Below are 16,580 nucleotides of genomic sequence, written 5' to 3'. Positions count from 1 at the left end.
TAATCCGACTAATTTGTTGCAAACGGCGGGCTCCGCCCCGCTCTGTTGTAGGCACACATGACTTTTAAAACCGATGAACTGCGGACCACCCTGCTGTGCAAGGTGATCTCCCCGGCAGAGCTGGCCCGCGAATACCCTCTCTCCGATGGAGCTGCAGAGGCGCTGCTGAGCGCCCGGCGCCAGGTAGAGGCGATTTTAAGTGGCGAAGATCCCAGACTGCTGGTGATCATCGGCCCCTGCTCCATCCACGATGCGGACGCCGCTCTGGAGTATGCCGAGCGCCTGGCCAAGCTTCAAAAGGAACTGGCCGAAGACCTGATGATCGTAATGCGGGTCTACTTCGAAAAGCCCCGTACCATCGTGGGCTGGAAGGGCCTGATCTCAGATCCGGATCTGGATGGCAGCTTCAGCGCCAACAAGGGGCTGCGCAAGGCACGCAAGCTGCTGACCGACATCTCCGAACTGCGCCTGCCCATCGCCACCGAGTTCCTGGACATGGTCAATGGCCAGTACATCGCCGATCTGATCACCTGGGGCGCCATTGGTGCCCGCACCACAGAGAGTCAGATCCACCGCGAGATGGCCTCCGCCCTCTCCTGTCCGGTGGGCTTCAAGAATGGCACCGACGGCAACCTGCAGATCGCCATCGATGCGGTGCGCGCCTCCCGGGTACCGCACATCTTCTACTCCCCCGACAAAGAGGGGCAGATGGCGGTATACCGCACCCACGGCAACCCCTTCGGCCACATCATCCTGCGCGGCGGCAAATGCCCCAACTACCAGGCTCAACATGTGATTGACGCCGGAGAGCGGCTAACCGAATCCGGCATCAGCCCCAGGCTGGTGGTGGACTTCTCCCACGGCAACAGCCGTAAGGAGCATCGCCGTCAGTTGGAGGTGGCCAAAGACATCATGGGGCAGATGCAGCAGCCCCATGGCCACACCATTGCCGGTGTCATGGCCGAGAGCTTCATCAACGAGGGCAACCAGAAGGTGATCCCCGGCCAGAGCCTTATCTACGGCAAGAGCATCACCGACGCCTGCCTGGGTTGGGAAGAGAGTGAAGTGCTGCTTCGCGACCTGGCAGAAGCCAGCCGGGCCCGCAGACAACGCTGATGGGATCTCCATGCTGATCCGATCACCAGGGGCGCCATACGGCGCCCCTTTGTTTTTGGGCCAAATTTGCATAAAGTAATGGCATTATTAGAAAAAGGACTCATGAAGCCATGGACCAGCCCGCTCGCTCTATTCTCATCGCCGACGATCATCCCCTGTTTCGTCAGGCGCTGAAGCAGTCTCTCAGCCTGTTTATGGCGGATACCCGCTGGCTGGAAGCGGACAGCGCTGACACCCTGGAGCAGCGCCTGTGTGCTGAACCGGATATCGACCTGGTGCTGCTGGACCTGCAGATGCCCGGTTCCCATGGCTATTCCACCCTGATTCACCTGAGAAGCCACTACCCGGCCATTCCGGTGATGGTAATCTCCGCCCATGAGGATGGCCAGACCGTTGGCAAGGCTATCCACTACGGCGCTCAGGGCTTTATCCCCAAGTCAGCCCAGCCCCAGCAGTTGGCCGAAGCCCTGCAACTGGTGCTCGATGGAGAGATCTATCTGCCTCCGGGCATGGAGGGTCTGGCCGATGAGGAGCATGGTGAAGATGACATCGGTGCCCGCCTGGCGGAACTGACGCCACAGCAGTACAGAGTGTTGCAGATGTTTGCCGAGGGATTGCTCAATAAGCAGATCGCTTACGAGCTGGACGTCTCCGAGGCCACCATCAAGGCCCACGCCACCGCCATCTTCAAGAAGCTGGGGGTGCGCAACCGCACCCAGGCGGTGATCGCCCTTCAGGGGCTGGATATGGACAATAAGCCGGTCTGAAAAACAATTTAACCGGCAAAAATCAGCAGGTGCTGGCTACTCGGCAGGACCAAACCACTCCTCAACCTGCGTGGCCGCCCTGTCCCAGTGCTCATCGGTCAGGTGGGCCGCCACCGTGGCCAGGGCCACGGACAGCGCGCCAATATCATCGGAAAAACCCACCCCAGGGGTCAGGTCCGGAATCACATCCAGTGGCAGAATCAGATAGCCCAGGGCACCGAGAATCACGGTCTTGGCCTGTGTCGGTGTTGCCGGGTCCATCAGACAGAAGTAGAGCACCAACGCCTTCTCGACCGCTTCCCGGCCAATGGTGATGGCGTAGCGACGCAGCTTCTTCCAGAAAGAGTCCACACTGAAGTGCTGTGAGTAATCGTCCATGGGCCTCTCCTCTTTATCCCACCCGACACGGTATTGCCTGATATACTACCCCACTGCGCCGGGCAAAGGCAGCGCCTGCTGGCTTTGCTGCAATAAATCCTCAGAGGATACACAATGAACCTGAAACAAGAGCTCCAGCAGCTGAACAACCGCCTGGATGCAACCCGCCGTAAGCTTGATGCCGCCCATGAAAGAGGCGATATGGCGATGATCGACAAGTTCTCCGAGGAGAGCCAAGCCCTGAAGAAGCGCATCGAGAGCGTGAAGAAGACCCAGGCCCGACAGGTAGGAAAACAGGGGAACAAAGTTTCGTCCCTGGCGTTTAAGCGCCCCCTGACCAAGGAGGAACAGGCGGACATGGGCAAGCTGAAGAAGTCTGTCCGTGGGCTGGTGGTGGTCCACCCCCTCACCGCCCTGGGCCGGGAGATGGGCATCAAAGAGGTCACCGGCTTCGCCCCTAAGAAGTTCTGATCCTGTCTGGCACCCCGGTAACGGGGTGCCAACACACCCACCGTCAGAAAGTTATCCACTCTGAGAACTTCATCAACTTCAGGGTTTCCCACTGAATAATCAAGCTCACAAAATCAGAAACTCCACTCAAGCCCCTCCCCCTTCCATCCGATAAAGAGCAGCAGGCGATACCGCCTCAGCAGAATACACACCTCTAGCGATTCGGGGAGAATCTTGTGGCCCTACTATCCAACCTCAAACACCGGAGCCTTAGTCTGCAATTGGGACTGACGGTCGCCCTGCTGGTCACCCTGGCCTTCTCAGCAACCGCCTACCTGGCCTATCTGGACAGCAACCGTACCCTGATGGAGAAAGCCCTGAGCGAGCATCAGTCCAAAGTCCAGGCCCTGAGCCTAACCCTGGAACAGAGCTTCAACGGCTATCTGGAAGAGGCCAAGATCCTGGTCACCAGCCTGCGCAGCCGCTACATGGAAGACCTGGAAGTCAGTGGCACCAAGGTCAGCATCAAAGGCAAGGAGTTGACCGACTTTGTCATCTTTGGCGACAGGGTCAGCGACAACATGCTGGTGGACGCCTTCCTGGAGGACACCCATGCCGGGGCCACCGTCTTCACCAGGGAGGGCAGCGACTTTTACCGCCTCTCCACCTCGCTGACCAACCTGCAGGGGGAACGCATCGTCGGCACCAAGCTGGACAGGAGCAGTCCCAGCTACCAGGCCCTGATTCAGGGGCAGGACTACCACAACAAGATTGACCTGTATGGCAAGCAGTACCTGACCTACTACACCCCACTGAGAGATCGCGCAGGCAGCATGATAGGTGCCGTGGTGGTGGCCCTGCCGGTGGAGAAATCCGCCCAGGCACTGTTCGACAGCCTGGCCCAGGTAAGCTGGGGGGACAGCGGCTATTCCATCGTGTTCAGCGACGCGGACAAAGACCGGGGCCGCTATCTGCACCACCCGGACAAAAGCAACCTGAGCAAGAACATCATCGACCTGGCCACCGAGGAGAAACCCTTCCAGAAGCTGTTCGAAGGGGACTCTGGCGTGGTGCGTTATCCCCACACCTTCAATGGCGTCACCGGTATGAAATACCTGGCCTACGCCAAGGTGCCTGGCTGGCAGTGGGTGATCTCCGGCGGCACCTTTATCGATGAGATCACCAAGGAGTCTCAGGTGATTCTGAGGGACATCATACTGATCGCCGCCGTAGCCGGGGCCGTCACCATCTTGGTGCTGATCTGGATGGTTCGGCGCCTGCTGGCCCCATTGACCGAGGCCAATGGCTATATGCAGGCCCTGGGTGAAGGCCAGGTAAGCGTCCAGATCCCCAAGATGCGCAACGACTCCCGCAATGAGATTGTGCAACTGATGGCCAACATGGGACAGATGGCCAGCGGCCTCCAGGGCCTGGTGGAGCAGATCAAGCACACCAGCAGCGAATCCGGCCAGGCTTCCGAAGGTGTGGCCCGATTCGCCGGGGACAACCTGGCCCAGGCGGATCAGCAGCAACAACAGGTCGACCAGATGGCCGCCGCCATCGAGGAGATGGCCTCCTCCGCCAACTCCGTGGCCGAACAGGTGGAGGCGGTCGCCAACAATGTGCGCAGCGCCGACGGCGACAGCGAAAACGGTGCCACCATGGTGGAGGACATGGAGCGGGAGATGGCCCGCCTCGGCGAGCAGCTGAATCACTCCACCGACGCCATCCACCAGGTGCATGAGCAGAGCAAAAGCATCGAATCAGTCACTTCGATGATCGACGCCGTGGCCGAACAGACCAACCTGCTGGCGCTCAACGCCGCCATCGAGGCGGCCAGGGCCGGCGAACAGGGACGCGGCTTCGCGGTGGTGGCCGACGAGGTTCGTCAATTGGCCCACCGCACCCAGAGTTCGGTTCAGGAGGTGATCGGCATCACCGGCGAGCTGCAAAGCCGCATCGAGTCGGCGGTTGCCATGATGAACGCCAGCCAGGAGTCCAGCGTCCAGGTGAGCGACAAGGCCCACACAGCGGGGGATGCCTTCCGCGCCATCCGCCAGCAGATCCAGGGCATCGCCTCCATGGCGGAGAGTATGGCCACCACCTCAGAGCAGCAGGCCCAGGTAAGTCAGGAGATCGCCGCCAGTGCCACCCAGGTCAGCGACCTGAACCGCATGACCCGGGAAACCTCTGCCCAGACCGCCACCAGCGCCGAGGAGCTGCAGCGGCTTTCGGCCAACCTTTCTGAACAGGTGGCCCATTTCAGCTAAAGCCACAAGCGCCACTTCAACCTGAAGTGGCGCGTTCCCCGGCCAGTCTCTCCCCAGGCTACAGATCGCCCGACAACCTGGACACCAGCCAATCGATGAACTCCCTGTTCTTTATCGCCCTGTTCACTCAACTCCTGGGTCCGGACACCACCATCACGGCTCAAGTCACTCTGGGACTGTCCATCGCCCTGGGCCACCTGCTGTGGTTCGGCCTGCTGGCTCTGCTGTTAACCATCCCCGGCTGTCAGCGATTGCTCGACCGGACCCAGCTCTGGTTCACGCGCCTGACCGGAGTGTGTATGGTTGGATTGGGCGCGCGTCTGATAACAACAAACTGACACCCGCAAAACCGGCAAAAAAAAGGGGCGCCCTGTGGGCGCCCCAAAACACTCGTTGGGAGATGTCTGACTAGGGCGTGTTGACCTTTGCTGAGTATTTTTGCGCTGGCATCCAGCCACTAAGGCCTAGATGTGTCGACATTGTGCCCAAAATGAATGGCTACCTAGAGTGAGCAAAGCGCCCTTCGGGGCCGGACTGACAACGACTACTCTTCGTCGTTCGATTTTGACGTAGAGCAACTATGCCTACAATCGAACTTCTTGATTAGTCGTCGCCATTCTCGGCCAAACTCTAAACACCAAAGATAAACACGCCCTAAACTTTAAGCTTGATCTCTACCCGGCGGTTACAGCCCAGGCTGGCGTTCTCTTCCCGGCTGCACACCGGGCTGGACTCACCAAAGGAGTAGGACTCGGTGGCCAGATCCGGCCGCACCCGCTTAAGAAACTCCGACACGGCCCGGGCCCGTCGTTGAGACAGGCTCAGGTTGTACTGGTCACTGCCCAGGTGATCGGCGTGGCCGGACACCCCCAAGGCCAGAGAGCCCCCCTGCTCCACCATCACCACCAGCTCCAGCAGGGCCTGCTTGTGATCCACGGTCAACTCAAACTTGTCCACCTCGTAGTGCAGCACCAGAGTCAGCCTGTCCAGATCGAAGGAGCAGTCACTGCTCTCTGAGACGGTTTCACTCGATGCCCCGACCTCATTCATTGGCGTCACCTTCAGCAGGCGGTCGCCATCATGATGGGTAATAGCCCAGGCTCCGGTCTGTTTGCTGCTTTGCTTATACAGTGCCTGACTGTCCAGGCACCCCGCCAGGACACTCTGTGGTGCCAGGGTCCAGGCCAACAGGCCCAAGGCGGCAATTTTGCTCAGTTTCATCATTTCAGTCGCCCCGTCTCTTCGTTCAGCATCTGCAAAATGTATTTGTACACGTCCGGTCCCTGGCTGGCGTGGTAGATGTTCCTCTCCCCCACGCAGTCGTAAAATCCGTTGCTCTGCTGATCCAGCAGGAAATCAATGCCAATCACCCCGGCCTTGACCGAGATCTCCTCCCCATGACGGCCGGTCTTGCCCCTCATGTTGTCAAACAGCTTCTGGCACAGGCCCGAGTTCACCAGCATCTTCAGGTAACGGTTGGTCTTCACCCCGTTGTAAGTGATCTCATTGTCATGACCATCGGAGAGCACAATAAACACCTGATCCGGATTAAGGTTGGTGGCCTCATTGGAGACCACCGCGGCACGAAGCATCCCCTGCCAGGAGTGAGTTCCGGCATAACGGGCGTTGGCGGTCATGGTGCCCAGTTCAGTCAGGAAGTGATCGTAATCCTCGGTCAGAGGGATATCGTGGAAGTTTCTTGGGTAGTAGTAGCTGTAATACTGGTAGTAGCTGGAAGCCGGCGGCTTGTCCTCAAACATCCGTGACACCGTCTCTGTGGTGGTGTCATAGATGTCCATGTTGTAGAGCACCCGGCTGCCATTAACCTTACGCACGCTGTACTTGTTAAAGCCCACCAGGGCGATGCGACTTTTGTCCTGGTTGTACTGGTTATAGAGCTTAAGCTGATCCACCACCCTGGCCAGGGTGTCCTTGACGATGTCGAACTTGGGTTCGCCATTGGTCCAGGACCAGCTCATGGAGTAGCTGAAATCGACGATGAAATAGACATCCACCGGCTTGGGCAGGTAGCGCTTGGAAAGGGAGCCGCCCTTGAGGTCAAACTGATCCTTGATGCCAATCTCGTTGTAGCTGATCCAGCTGTTGTACTTAGCCTGCACCACCACATCCGATTGCATGGAGGGAGCCAGTTCCCCCGCCTCCTGCATACAGCCACTGGCGTAGGTGCAGGCACTCTGATCCACACTGACCGCCAGCTCACCGACGTTGTCCTTGATGTAGAAATCGACAATGCTCTTGGCCAGTTTCTCTGACTCAGCCTGAGTCGGTTCGTTCTGAGCCGCCACCGCCAGACTGGCCACCTCGGCCGCCTCCAGCAGCCTTGCGTGAGCCAGCATCTGCTGTGCAAGGTGCATGGCAAAGGCAAACAGCATCATCATCACCGGCAGCAATCCGACGAAAATGATCATCGCCGCACCCTGTTGTTGTTTCGGCGTCCTCATCATCAGAACCTCGCAAAGGAGATGGAACTGGCCACGATATTGAAGGGATCCCCCTCCACCGCGCCCAGCAGGTTAAATTCGGTCTTGTAGCACAGAGAGATCTGGTAGATGGGCAACTTCCGGCTCTTTGACGTCAGCGGAGACAGGGCACCCATGGCGCTGTTATTGATGGAGACCAGATCGCAGCCTGTGCTGTCGCCCAATGTCCGCACCGTGTACGCCGCTGCGGGCGGTGCCGGAATGTACTCCTCCACCACTATGGCCAGATCATTGGCGTCGAAGCTGGAGAGCGCCCGCGCCATGGCCCCCTCCACCACATCCCGGATCTCGGTCATCAGCTTGTTGCACTTGGTGGCATCGCCGCCGTTGAGACCGCAGATGTAGCCCTCATCATCGAAGAACTGACGACGTTCGGCCACCAGAGCCGCCGCTGAGTAGGCCGCCCTGTCCATGGCCCCCTTCTTGGCTACGGCGATCATATAGTTCACCTGCAAGGCAAAGAAGCTGGAGAGCAGCACCAGCACCAAGGCCAGTTCGACGGTGAATACCCCTTGGTTACTCTTCATCAGCAGCCATCCCAATACTTGAATTTACAGCGTTCATACTCCTGAATCGCCGCCACCTCCCGGTGGACCTTGAGTTCGGGGAGATAGATGTTGAACATGGGCTTGTAGCTGTAATCCACCAGATAGACCGCCACTGGCGCGTTGAGGCCTGTGGTGCGAGCCTTGGCACAGCTGAGCAGATCGCCCCCCCCGGCACTGCAGGAGGCGTAATCCGCCATGCTGTCGAAATAGAGAACATCGGCGGTCATCGCCGCCAACTCTTCGGAGCTCATCCACCAGGTCACGCCGTTCTCGATAAGCGCCTGTAACAGGGCGTACTCATAGTCCGCCACCGTGGTCGAGCTGAGGCTTCCCTGACGCTTTGCGGCATTGACGGCGGTGGCCAGGGCGTGATCCGTGGCACTCATGGCGTAGGTAAGCACACAGAACTCCAGCCAGGCCAGCACCATCAGGATAAGCAACGGCAGTCCCAGGGCGGCTTCAACGGCGATCACCCCATTCTGGCGTTTCATGGGGCCACCTGCTCATGGCAGTTGGTCTTGGTCACCACATAGGCCCCGGACTCGGTGATCTGCGGCAGGAACGCCTTGGCTTCGGACAAGGTATCGAATTCGCTGACGCAGTAACGGTAACGACCACCAGACTGGTGCTCAAACAGGCTGCCGTAACGCTGGGCAAAGTCGTTGCGCATCCTGGCGCTCAGGGGGCGATCCCAGGAGGTCACCTGGATGCAGAAGCTCTTGTCTTGAGTGGGTTCGATGACGCACTGGGCCACCTCTGACGAAGAGGACGCCGCAACCGCCGGGGGAGTTGGGGGATGGTCCCCGGCGGGCTGCGACTTATCTTTCTTGATGTTCTGGGGCTGTGGCGCATTATCGGGCTGCTCCTCTGCCCCGGCAGTCACCCCGAGCTTGGATTGGGCGGCCGCCTGCGGCTGACTTGCCTGAGGCATCGCCGCCTCCGGCGCATCCTCCTTCATCCACAACACCGGGTTCCTCTGCTTAGGCTTCATGCCACCCACCAGGGCACGCAGGCGGCGCTGTGCCTGCTGTTCATCGAACTGCTGACGAAGCACATCCAGTGCCACCTCAGGTCGGTCCGCCTGGATCGATGCCAGTATCAGGTTGGCCTGAATCCCGGTATCCGAAGGGTGACTGAGATAGAGGGGATAGAGCAATGCCATGGCGTCGGTGTAGCGCTTTTGCATCATCCGCACCACCGCCTGATTGTTCTGCACCAGCAGGTCCTCAGCCCCCAGACGGCGGGCCTCCTCAAACTGGGCGAAGGCTTGGTCGAAACGCCCCTGCCCTGCGCTGGCCCGGCCCAGGTTCAATAGGTACTGCACCGTATTGCCACCGGCCTGACCATACTCCTCCAGCTTCTGCTCGCAGGCGTGCCAGTTCTGCTGCTGGCAATCGATTCGGGCCAGGGCCAGCTTCACCGGCGCCTGCCCTCGCTCCTCTTCCGAAAGCAGACTGGTGTACAGTTCGGCAGAGCGAATGTCACCCTGATCCAGATAGACGTTGATCAGGGCCAGCTTGTATTCCGGCTTCTGCTGCAGGTTGGCCTTATAATGAGCCACCAGGCCAGGCTGGTTATTGGCGGCCTGAAGCAGGGTTTCACGAGTATCCAGCGGATCATCAACCGGCTGACTGGCACACCCAACCAAACTCATTGCCAACAGGGTGGCGCTCAGGGTTCTAGTCATGGTCATCATCCTCTCTAACTCAACATCCGCATGATTCCGGGAGCGGCAATCAACACCACAATGGGCACCATGATGAAGAGGATCAGCGGGATGGACATCTTGGCCCCCAACTTTCCGATCTTCTCCTCCAGGTTCATCATGTTGATCTCCCGAATATCCGACGCAAGACCAGAGAGCACAGGCCCTACTGAGGAGCCATACTGCAGACTCTGGACAATGGTCATTACAAAACTCTGGGCCTCACTGGTGGGCACCAGCTCATAGAATTCATGGATCGCCTTCTCGATCCCCACCACCTTGGAACGCTCCACTGTGATGCGAACCACCCGGGCCAGGTGGCGGTCCACCATCACCAGTTCTCCTGCCAGGTGGTCCAGGGCCGCTTCCACCGTCATGCCGGTATGAACACAGACGTTCATCAAATCCAGCAGGAAAGGCAGACGGCCACTGATCTTGCGCACCAGTTTCTTGGCTCGCATATCCAGATAGATGTCCGGTACCACCAGGAAGGCCACGGCACTCAGGCTCACCATCAGGATGAACTTGGTGGAGTCCACATAACCCCGCATCAGCAGGAAGATCCCCACCGCCAGTACCACCACAAAGGGAATGAACTTCAGGAAGTAGTAACTCTGCGCCACCCACTCCTGATAGATTCCGGCACTGGCCAGCTTCTTCTCCATCTCCTTCTGGTTGAAGCTGAACGGGCTCACCACCTTATCTACCCACTGCCCCTGGGCTCTCTCTCCCTGGCCGCTGCCCAGCAGGGCATTGACATTCCAGCGAGTGGCAAAGCGATCCCAGATTCGGGCGCCCACCCAGGCCAGCAGCAGGGCGGACACCAGCGCCACCAGGTAGAACACATAGGGAGGCACATAGGTCATGAGTCAACCCCCCTCAGAATCCAGGCGATGCAGGCGAAGCCGATGCACTCACTGATCAGCACGTAGTAAAAGATGGGTTTACCGCCCTCCTCGAACATCACAAAGTTGTAGTTCTCCGGGCTGGTGTATTTGAGAATCAGCAGGAAAACGAAGGGCAGCGCCGCCACAATCTTGGCGGAGGCTCGCGCCTCTGAGGTCAATGCGCTCTTCTTCTTGTCCAGGGCCCGGGCATCGAACATCAGCCGGTTGATTCGGTTGATCACATCCTTGAGCTGTCCCCCGCGGCTCAGATTGAGGCGGATGGTGGAGACAAAGAAGAAGTACTCCACATAGGGGAAGGTGCTGCCGCTTCGCTGAAGCACATCATCGGGATCTTCACCGATAAGCAGTCGTTCAGACATCAGCTTAAACTCCCGGCCAACGTCATTGTCCAGCTGCTCTCCCACATATTCGAAGGCGTGTACCACACTCTGACCGGCAGACAGGGCCCCGGCCAGGATGTTGAGGGCGTCAGGAAAGTCATCCTGAAACCTCTGCTCTCGCATCTTTTGCAGCTGCATAATGAAGATCACGAAAGTAATGGGATACCCCCACCCCAACAGCATCGGCAGGCTCAGGTGCAGCAACATCTCATTGAGCAGATAGAGCCCGGTGGTTGAGACACAGAAATAGAGCGCCATCTTCACCTGAGGCTTGGGAGACATCAGCTTGATCAGGCTTTTCCAGTGCCCCCGCAGCCGGGTCTTGACGCTGGCGTCGAATCGGCTGGCGTCGATCACCATCCGCGCCACCTCCTGGGCCTCCAGTTCCCGCTCCATGCCGATCAGCTTGTCCATCTTGTTGTGACGTTTTCGATCCTGCCACCAGACAAACAGCAGGCCGAACAGCACCAGGAGGAAGGCCAGGCGAATCATGAGAAGATCTCCTTAAGCTCCTGCTCCAGACCGAAGAAGCGAGCACGCTCGTAGATCACCGAGCGGGTGGAGAGACCCGGGGTGCGAAAGTCTCCGCGGATGCGGTTCCCGGAGAAGCCATCGATGCCGGTCTCGAATCGGAAAATGTCCTCCAGCACCACGTTATCCCCCTCCAGACCCACCACCTCGGAGATGTACATCACCTTACGACTGCCATCGTGCAGACGCTTGACCTGTACGATGAGATCCACGGCGCTGACGATGGCACGGCGAATCGCCGCCAAAGGCAGGCTGGCGGTGGCCATCATCACCATGCTTTCCACTCGGGCAATGGCGTCCCTGGGGCTGTTGGCGTGCAGGGTGGACATGGAACCGTCGTGGCCGGTGTTCATCGCCTGCAGCATTTCGAACGCCTCGCCGCCCCGACACTCGCCGACAATGATGCGGTCAGGGCGCATCCGCAAGGCGTTGATCACCAGCTCCCGGGCATCCACGGCACCTGTGCCCTCGACACTGGCCTGGCGAGTCTCCAGGCGCACGATGTGAGGCTGCTGCAGTTGCAGCTCGGCCGCGTCCTCGATGGTGACGATACGCTCGGTCTCGCCAATAAACGCAGACAGGGCATTGAGCAGGGTGGTTTTCCCCGAGCCCGTACCACCGGAAATCAACACGTTGCACTTGCAATGGGAGGCGATGGTCAGCAGCTTGGCCATCTCCATGGACAGGGCACCAAACTCCACCAGATTCTCCATCTGGATCTTCTGCTGTTTGAACTTACGGATGGAGATGGAGGTACCGTCGATGGCCAGCGGCGGAATGACGATGTTCACCCGGCTGCCATCTTCGAGGCGGGCGTCACACAGAGGCTTGGCCTCATCGATGCGTCGCCCGACATTGGAGGCGATCCGCTTGGCAATGGTGTTCAGCTGCTTCTCATTAACGAACTGAATCTCGGAGCGCTCAACCTTGCCGCCAATCTCGATGAAGATGTCGTTGGGACCGTTGATCATGATGTCGGAGATGTCGTCGTTTTCCAGCAGCGCCTGCAAAGGCCCCAGCCCCTTGAGCTCGGCAAACAGGGCACGCACCAGTTCCATACGCTGAATGCTGGTCACCTGCAGTTGGCGCTGATCCACCAGCAGGTCCACAGAGAGGCGCAACTGCTCCTGCAGCTCCTCCTTGCTGACGTCGCCAATGCTGGCGGCGTCAATGGCATCGAAGATCTCATCCCTGAGATCGATGTAGATCTTCTTCAATACGCTCATCGGGACAACCACCTCAGTCGACCGCCGCCATAGATGCGCTTGCCGGCCAGCTCATCCACAATGGTGGCCAGGCTGCGCAGCAGCTTCTTGGACTCGATGAAGGAGTGTCCTTTCTGAATCAGCCCCTTCTCCAGCCCCGCTTCGTAGCCCAGAGAGATGGCGGACTCCATCTTCAGCTTATCCAGGGCATCGGCCATGGTGAGGGCATAGTCGCCGTTGGGTCGTGACTGATTGACGATCACCCTGTGGGGAACCTTGTCCAGTTTGCTCTTCAGCTGATTGTAAGCGCGCAGCGAGCTGACCGATGGGTCCAGCACCACGTAGATGCGGTGGTAGCGCTCGGCAAATCCCGGGTCATTGACTTCGTCAAACAGGGTGGAGGGCACCGAGTCGATGATGAAGTTGTAGTCCTGGGCCAATTGACGGGACAGCTCCAACAGGTTGGGAGCATGAAACCCGACACAGTTGTTGACGCTCTCGAGCATCAGGCAGTCCGCCCGGTCGTTGACCCGGTTCAGGTATGTCCGGGCGATGGAGGCATCGATCTCCTTATGGCTGAGATCTGAGCTGTTCTGACGGATCTTCAGCCCCTCAATGCCCAGATAGAGATCGCTGCTCACCGCACCATTGTCGTGGTCCACCAACAGGGTCGGCAAGCCCGCCTTGGCGGAGAACAGATGCACCAGAGCACTGCTGACGCAGCTGACCCCGACTCCCCCTTTGCTGCCCAGCACCAGAATCCGTTTGGCGGTCCTGGCCTTGTAACTGCCGGTGGCAGGACCGGGGCGACGAAGATCGCCGACGTTGTGGATCAGGCCGTTGACGTTACCTTCCCACAAGACATAGCGGGCGCCCTGAGTCTCCACCCAGTTCTTTAACTTGATGGAATCGGACTCCCCCAGGATGACCACACTGATCTGGACATCCAGCTGAGTGGTGTGGGCCTCAACAACCTCTTTGAGTTGCTCGGCATCGGCGTAGCGCAGATCCAATATCAGGGTGCGCGCGCCGTGCTCGCTCTCGGCCCACTCGCGGACGGCCTCCAGGCTGCTCTCCACCTTGGGTTGGCCAAAGCCCTCGATGGCATAGCCTTCCATCACACGGTCACGCAACTCAGAGTCGGGAGACACCACCAAATCCAGGCATTGGCTGGCCTCTTTCTTCTCAGCACCACCGCTCTTAAAGATGCTGCTCAGGTTCATTCAGCACCTCCAGGCAGGGGGTTGGTCAGGCTCAGTGTGCGGTTGTACTCCAGGGTGCAACCGAAGCTGTACTGCTCTCGGCGGGCCATGGAAAGGCGGCCACACTCATCGTTCTGAATCAGCAGGTAGCGTGCATCCAGGGTCAGTTTGTCCCTGGCACTGCCGGGAAGGGCCACCAGATTGACCCGAACCGGGGAAACCCCCTGGCCATAGGCGGTAAGTTTGAGCGCGTTGGCCATCTGTTTGGCTCCCGGGCCATATTGAATGCGCAGGCTCAGATGGTCGGAATGCTCGCTCAAGTCATTGATGAACGCCTGGGAGCGTCGGTTTGCGTCGGGCAGCCTGACAGACGCCAGCTCCAGACGAGTCTCCATCTGACGCACCATGACTTTGGCGGGATCCGGGGCCTGGGTGGCGCTGCAGCCACACAGCAGCACTGCCAATAGGATAGTGGTCTGTTTCATCGGAAACCTCCCTGGGTCAGAACCTCTTGCAGTTCGGGTTGCTGAGGGTTGCTGAATTCGATCCCCAGCAGCCGTTCCAGGTCGCTGGTACGTTGCATCATCGGCAGCCTCAGACGCTCAGGCGACGTGGGCTGCACCAAATTGACCGTGGCCACGATGATCAGCTCAGTCTTGGTGTAATCGGACTCGGTATGGCTGAACAGGCTGCCCAGTACCGGGATGTCGCCAAGCAGTGGTACCCGAGACAGCAGCTCCCGCTCCTCTGACGTGAGCAGGCCCGCCAGAACAAAACTCTGACCATCTTTCAGCTGGACAGTGGTGTGGGCACGACGAGTGCGCAGGGCCGGGATATTGGCGATGGTGCTGTCATAGGTGTTCTGCGGGTCGATGGAGCTCACTTCCGGCATCAGGGAGAGGCGGATGTTGTCACTGTCCATCACCTTGGCCACCAGATTGAGCTTGATACCATACTCCTTGTAGGTGACCGAGACGGTGTCATCGGTGCGCACCGCGATGGGGATCTCGCCGCCGACCAGGAAACTGGCGGTCTCACCGGAGATCACCGACAGGTTGGGCTCGGCAAGCACCTGCCCCAGGGTTTCATCCTTCTTAGCGGAGATAACAGAGATGATGTCTTCGGCAGAAAAGTCCAGCAGGTAATCCACAAACTGACCCGCTTCGGCCCCTTCGGAGCCATACTGGACGCCCAACTGACTGAGCAGGCCACTGGACACTTCCGCCACCGTCAGCTTGACGTTGATCTGTTCAGTGGTGAGGACCTTGAGGTTGTTGATGACACCTCGGTAGAGGCTGGTGCGACCGTATTCGAGGTTGGCCAGTTCATTGCCGTTGGTGTCATTGAGGACGATCTCATTGACCTGGACCTCCTTGGTCAGCATCTCACCCACCAGCTGATAGACCGACTGCTTGACCGTTTCACTGGAAACGGTCCCCTCCAACACCACCTGTTCCAGCACATTGCGGATGGTGATCTTCTCATCCGGATAGTGTGCTGCCACCAACTGCTCCAGGACTTTCGGGTTAAGGTTGACCACCAGGGTGTGATTGGCCAACTCCTGCCCCTCCTGACCGTAGAGAATCACGGTAGAGAGGCCGGGGGAAACACCGAATACCACGACCTTGTGATTATCCACCACCTTGTAGTCCGCCACCTTGGCGTTGGAGATGAACACGGTATCGATGGGCTGACTGGATCTCAGGGTCTTGGCCCCTCCTTCATCCAGGTTGTATGTTGCGGCCGTGGCGGGCATCAACGCCATCACCAGGGTCACCAAAAGGGCCACCAGCCAGGCTGTCACTCTCATAATCATCATTGAGCCTCCCCGGCACGCATCTCCCGAACCCCACTGAGACGCTCTATGACGTCACTGCTCTTCACCGACAGGGTGTTGCCGGTCAGCCGAGATGGCACCAGGGTGATGTCCCCCAGTTTTCTGGCCATCTCCAGTTGCAGCACCTGCTCCACAGTCAGGGCGATCAGCAGGCTGCTGTCGACCTCCTCCTGCTCCTGCTGGTTCTGGGGAGCGCTGAGCACTTGAATCACTTTGGCATCATCGACAATGACCCGGCTGGTGATGTCGGTAATCTCGGCGTAACCCGCCTCTTTGATGTTGTGTGTCGCGGCAGTGGTGGCCACAAAACTCACCCGGTCACCTACGGCAATAGGAATAGTGTCGATGGCCTGGTTGTCGTCAGAAGAATAAAAATAGGGGACATATTTGTCGCCGATGGACAGCATCAAATACCCTTTGTCACCTGGATTTGACACCATGTCAGATAATAAAAAGCTTCCAGCCTTGTAATCGTCGCCGAAAACACTTCCCTTGGTGAGTTTAAGTTCCCTGGCAGGGGTAATGTTCTGGCTCACTACTGCAGTTTCATTCAGGGAGATAAATTCCAGAGAGGTTTTATCTACGGACTCAGAGCGACTTACGTCCCGAACAAGACGTGCCACTTCGACCTCTCTGACCTTATTCTCTACGGCTGCGACTTCGGGCTGTGGCGCAATCAGGAATTCTTCTAAAGAAAAGATAGAAAACAGCACGATGCCGAAGATAATGACGAAAATGAATAATCTACTCATAGCATCTATAAAAAAAGGAGGGCAAGCCTC

Annotated in this window: 18 protein-coding genes; 5 read left to right on the top strand and 13 right to left on the bottom strand. The window is 58.5% G+C overall.

Annotated elements, in window-relative coordinates:
• Window positions 1-57 precede the first annotated feature (57 nt).
• Window positions 58-1,116, top strand: coding sequence for a 3-deoxy-7-phosphoheptulonate synthase (locus G505_RS0103000; RefSeq protein ID WP_028108233.1), 1,059 nt, complete (start codon window positions 58-60; stop codon window positions 1,114-1,116).
• A 110-nt stretch (window positions 1,117-1,226) separates the two neighbouring features.
• On the top strand, window positions 1,227-1,883 hold the full coding sequence (locus G505_RS0102995; RefSeq protein WP_028108232.1) for a response regulator: 657 nt from the start codon (window positions 1,227-1,229) through the stop codon (window positions 1,881-1,883).
• A 36-nt stretch (window positions 1,884-1,919) separates the two neighbouring features.
• On the opposite strand, the gene G505_RS0102990 is transcribed toward G505_RS0102995, so the two are convergent.
• On the bottom strand, window positions 1,920-2,261 hold the full coding sequence (locus tag G505_RS0102990; protein ID WP_028108231.1) for a YkvA family protein: 342 nt from the start codon (window positions 2,259-2,261) through the stop codon (window positions 1,920-1,922).
• 114 nt (window positions 2,262-2,375) lie between these two features.
• Between G505_RS0102990 and G505_RS0102985 the strand changes: the two genes are divergently transcribed.
• The 3 genes from G505_RS0102985 to G505_RS0102975 all read left to right on the top strand — a co-directional run bounded on the left by G505_RS0102985 (window position 2,376) and on the right by G505_RS0102975 (window position 5,319).
• A complete protein-coding gene (locus G505_RS0102985; protein ID WP_028108230.1) occupies window positions 2,376-2,732 on the top strand; it encodes a YibL family ribosome-associated protein in 357 nt (118 codons plus the stop codon).
• 215 nt (window positions 2,733-2,947) lie between these two features.
• Window positions 2,948-4,981 (top strand): methyl-accepting chemotaxis protein, encoded by a 2,034-nt coding sequence (locus tag G505_RS0102980; protein ID WP_028108229.1) that lies wholly within the window; start codon window positions 2,948-2,950, stop codon window positions 4,979-4,981.
• 26 nt (window positions 4,982-5,007) lie between these two features.
• A complete protein-coding gene (locus tag G505_RS0102975; RefSeq protein ID WP_157508994.1) occupies window positions 5,008-5,319 on the top strand; it encodes a LysE family transporter in 312 nt (103 codons plus the stop codon).
• A gap of 316 nt (window positions 5,320-5,635) precedes the next feature.
• Here the strand turns inward: G505_RS0102975 and G505_RS22285 are convergent, their stop codons facing one another.
• From G505_RS22285 to G505_RS0102915, 12 genes are read right to left on the bottom strand one after another with little or no spacing between them, the layout of a single operon-like run.
• Window positions 5,636-6,202, bottom strand: coding sequence for an OmpA family protein (locus G505_RS22285; protein ID WP_051215841.1), 567 nt, complete (start codon window positions 6,200-6,202; stop codon window positions 5,636-5,638).
• Window positions 6,202-7,446, bottom strand: a complete 1,245-nt coding sequence (locus G505_RS0102965; RefSeq protein WP_211219924.1) for a TadE/TadG family type IV pilus assembly protein — start codon at window positions 7,444-7,446, stop codon at window positions 6,202-6,204. Before G505_RS0102965 ends, G505_RS22285 begins: the two co-directional genes overlap by 1 nt.
• Window positions 7,446-8,009, bottom strand: coding sequence for a tight adherence pilus pseudopilin TadF (gene tadF / locus G505_RS0102960; RefSeq protein WP_051215839.1), 564 nt, complete (start codon window positions 8,007-8,009; stop codon window positions 7,446-7,448). The genes G505_RS0102965 and tadF overlap by 1 nt, the downstream gene beginning before the upstream one ends.
• The gene (locus G505_RS0102955) at window positions 8,009-8,521 is read right to left on the bottom strand and encodes a TadE/TadG family type IV pilus assembly protein (RefSeq protein WP_028108225.1); all 513 of its coding nucleotides are present in this window, start codon (window positions 8,519-8,521) and stop codon (window positions 8,009-8,011) included. The genes tadF and G505_RS0102955 overlap by 1 nt, the downstream gene beginning before the upstream one ends.
• Window positions 8,518-9,717 carry a tetratricopeptide repeat protein gene (locus tag G505_RS0102950; protein ID WP_157508993.1) on the bottom strand — a complete coding sequence of 400 codons (1,200 nt, stop codon included), beginning with the start codon at window positions 9,715-9,717 and terminating at the stop codon, window positions 8,518-8,520. Before G505_RS0102950 ends, G505_RS0102955 begins: the two co-directional genes overlap by 4 nt.
• Before the next feature lie 14 nt (window positions 9,718-9,731).
• Complete coding sequence (locus G505_RS0102945) at window positions 9,732-10,601, bottom strand: type II secretion system F family protein (RefSeq protein ID WP_028108223.1); 870 nt, start codon at window positions 10,599-10,601, stop codon at window positions 9,732-9,734.
• Entirely contained in the window at window positions 10,598-11,515 is a 918-nt protein-coding gene (locus G505_RS0102940) for a type II secretion system F family protein (protein ID WP_051215838.1), read from the bottom strand. The genes G505_RS0102945 and G505_RS0102940 overlap by 4 nt, the downstream gene beginning before the upstream one ends.
• Window positions 11,512-12,780, bottom strand: a complete 1,269-nt coding sequence (locus G505_RS0102935) for a TadA family conjugal transfer-associated ATPase (RefSeq protein ID WP_028108221.1) — start codon at window positions 12,778-12,780, stop codon at window positions 11,512-11,514. Before G505_RS0102935 ends, G505_RS0102940 begins: the two co-directional genes overlap by 4 nt.
• A complete protein-coding gene (locus G505_RS0102930) occupies window positions 12,777-13,982 on the bottom strand; it encodes a CpaE/TadZ family protein (RefSeq protein ID WP_028108220.1) in 1,206 nt (401 codons plus the stop codon). Before G505_RS0102930 ends, G505_RS0102935 begins: the two co-directional genes overlap by 4 nt.
• Entirely contained in the window at window positions 13,979-14,446 is a 468-nt protein-coding gene (locus G505_RS22280) for a hypothetical protein (protein ID WP_051215837.1), read from the bottom strand. Before G505_RS22280 ends, G505_RS0102930 begins: the two co-directional genes overlap by 4 nt.
• Window positions 14,443-15,780, bottom strand: coding sequence for a type II and III secretion system protein family protein (locus G505_RS0102920; RefSeq protein WP_211219923.1), 1,338 nt, complete (start codon window positions 15,778-15,780; stop codon window positions 14,443-14,445). Before G505_RS0102920 ends, G505_RS22280 begins: the two co-directional genes overlap by 4 nt.
• The gene (locus tag G505_RS0102915; RefSeq protein ID WP_157508992.1) at window positions 15,777-16,421 is read right to left on the bottom strand and encodes a CpaB family protein; all 645 of its coding nucleotides are present in this window, start codon (window positions 16,419-16,421) and stop codon (window positions 15,777-15,779) included. The genes G505_RS0102920 and G505_RS0102915 overlap by 4 nt, the downstream gene beginning before the upstream one ends.
• Window positions 16,422-16,580: the final 159 nt, after the last annotated feature.

The organism is Ferrimonas futtsuensis DSM 18154 (genome assembly GCF_000422645.1).
Taxonomy (GTDB): Bacteria; Pseudomonadota; Gammaproteobacteria; order Enterobacterales; family Shewanellaceae; genus Ferrimonas; species Ferrimonas futtsuensis.
The sequence above is the reverse complement of the archived record's forward strand: the minus strand, read 5'-3'. Positions and strand labels throughout refer to the sequence as shown.

Excerpts from the sequence above, each read along its gene's own strand:
- G505_RS0102935 (WP_028108221.1), bottom strand. The coding sequence starts at position 12,780 with ATGAGCGTATTGAAGAAGATCTACATCGATCTCAGGGATGAGATCTTC.
- tadF (WP_051215839.1), bottom strand. The coding sequence starts at position 8,009 with ATGAAGAGTAACCAAGGGGTATTCACCGTCGAACTGGCCTTGGTGCTG.
- G505_RS0102985 (WP_028108230.1), top strand. The coding sequence starts at position 2,376 with ATGAACCTGAAACAAGAGCTCCAGCAGCTGAACAACCGCCTGGATGCA.
- G505_RS0103000 (WP_028108233.1), top strand. The coding sequence starts at position 58 with ATGACTTTTAAAACCGATGAACTGCGGACCACCCTGCTGTGCAAGGTG.
- G505_RS0102990 (WP_028108231.1), bottom strand. The coding sequence starts at position 2,261 with ATGGACGATTACTCACAGCACTTCAGTGTGGACTCTTTCTGGAAGAAG.
- G505_RS0102965 (WP_211219924.1), bottom strand. The coding sequence starts at position 7,446 with ATGATGAGGACGCCGAAACAACAACAGGGTGCGGCGATGATCATTTTC.
- G505_RS0102940 (WP_051215838.1), bottom strand. The coding sequence starts at position 11,515 with ATGATTCGCCTGGCCTTCCTCCTGGTGCTGTTCGGCCTGCTGTTTGTC.
- G505_RS0102930 (WP_028108220.1), bottom strand. The coding sequence starts at position 13,982 with ATGAACCTGAGCAGCATCTTTAAGAGCGGTGGTGCTGAGAAGAAAGAG.
- G505_RS0102950 (WP_157508993.1), bottom strand. The coding sequence starts at position 9,717 with ATGACTAGAACCCTGAGCGCCACCCTGTTGGCAATGAGTTTGGTTGGG.
- G505_RS22285 (WP_051215841.1), bottom strand. The coding sequence starts at position 6,202 with ATGAAACTGAGCAAAATTGCCGCCTTGGGCCTGTTGGCCTGGACCCTG.
- G505_RS0102945 (WP_028108223.1), bottom strand. The coding sequence starts at position 10,601 with ATGACCTATGTGCCTCCCTATGTGTTCTACCTGGTGGCGCTGGTGTCC.
- G505_RS22280 (WP_051215837.1), bottom strand. The coding sequence starts at position 14,446 with ATGAAACAGACCACTATCCTATTGGCAGTGCTGCTGTGTGGCTGCAGC.
- G505_RS0102920 (WP_211219923.1), bottom strand. The coding sequence starts at position 15,780 with ATGATGATTATGAGAGTGACAGCCTGGCTGGTGGCCCTTTTGGTGACC.
- G505_RS0102955 (WP_028108225.1), bottom strand. The coding sequence starts at position 8,521 with ATGAAACGCCAGAATGGGGTGATCGCCGTTGAAGCCGCCCTGGGACTG.
- G505_RS0102995 (WP_028108232.1), top strand. The coding sequence starts at position 1,227 with ATGGACCAGCCCGCTCGCTCTATTCTCATCGCCGACGATCATCCCCTG.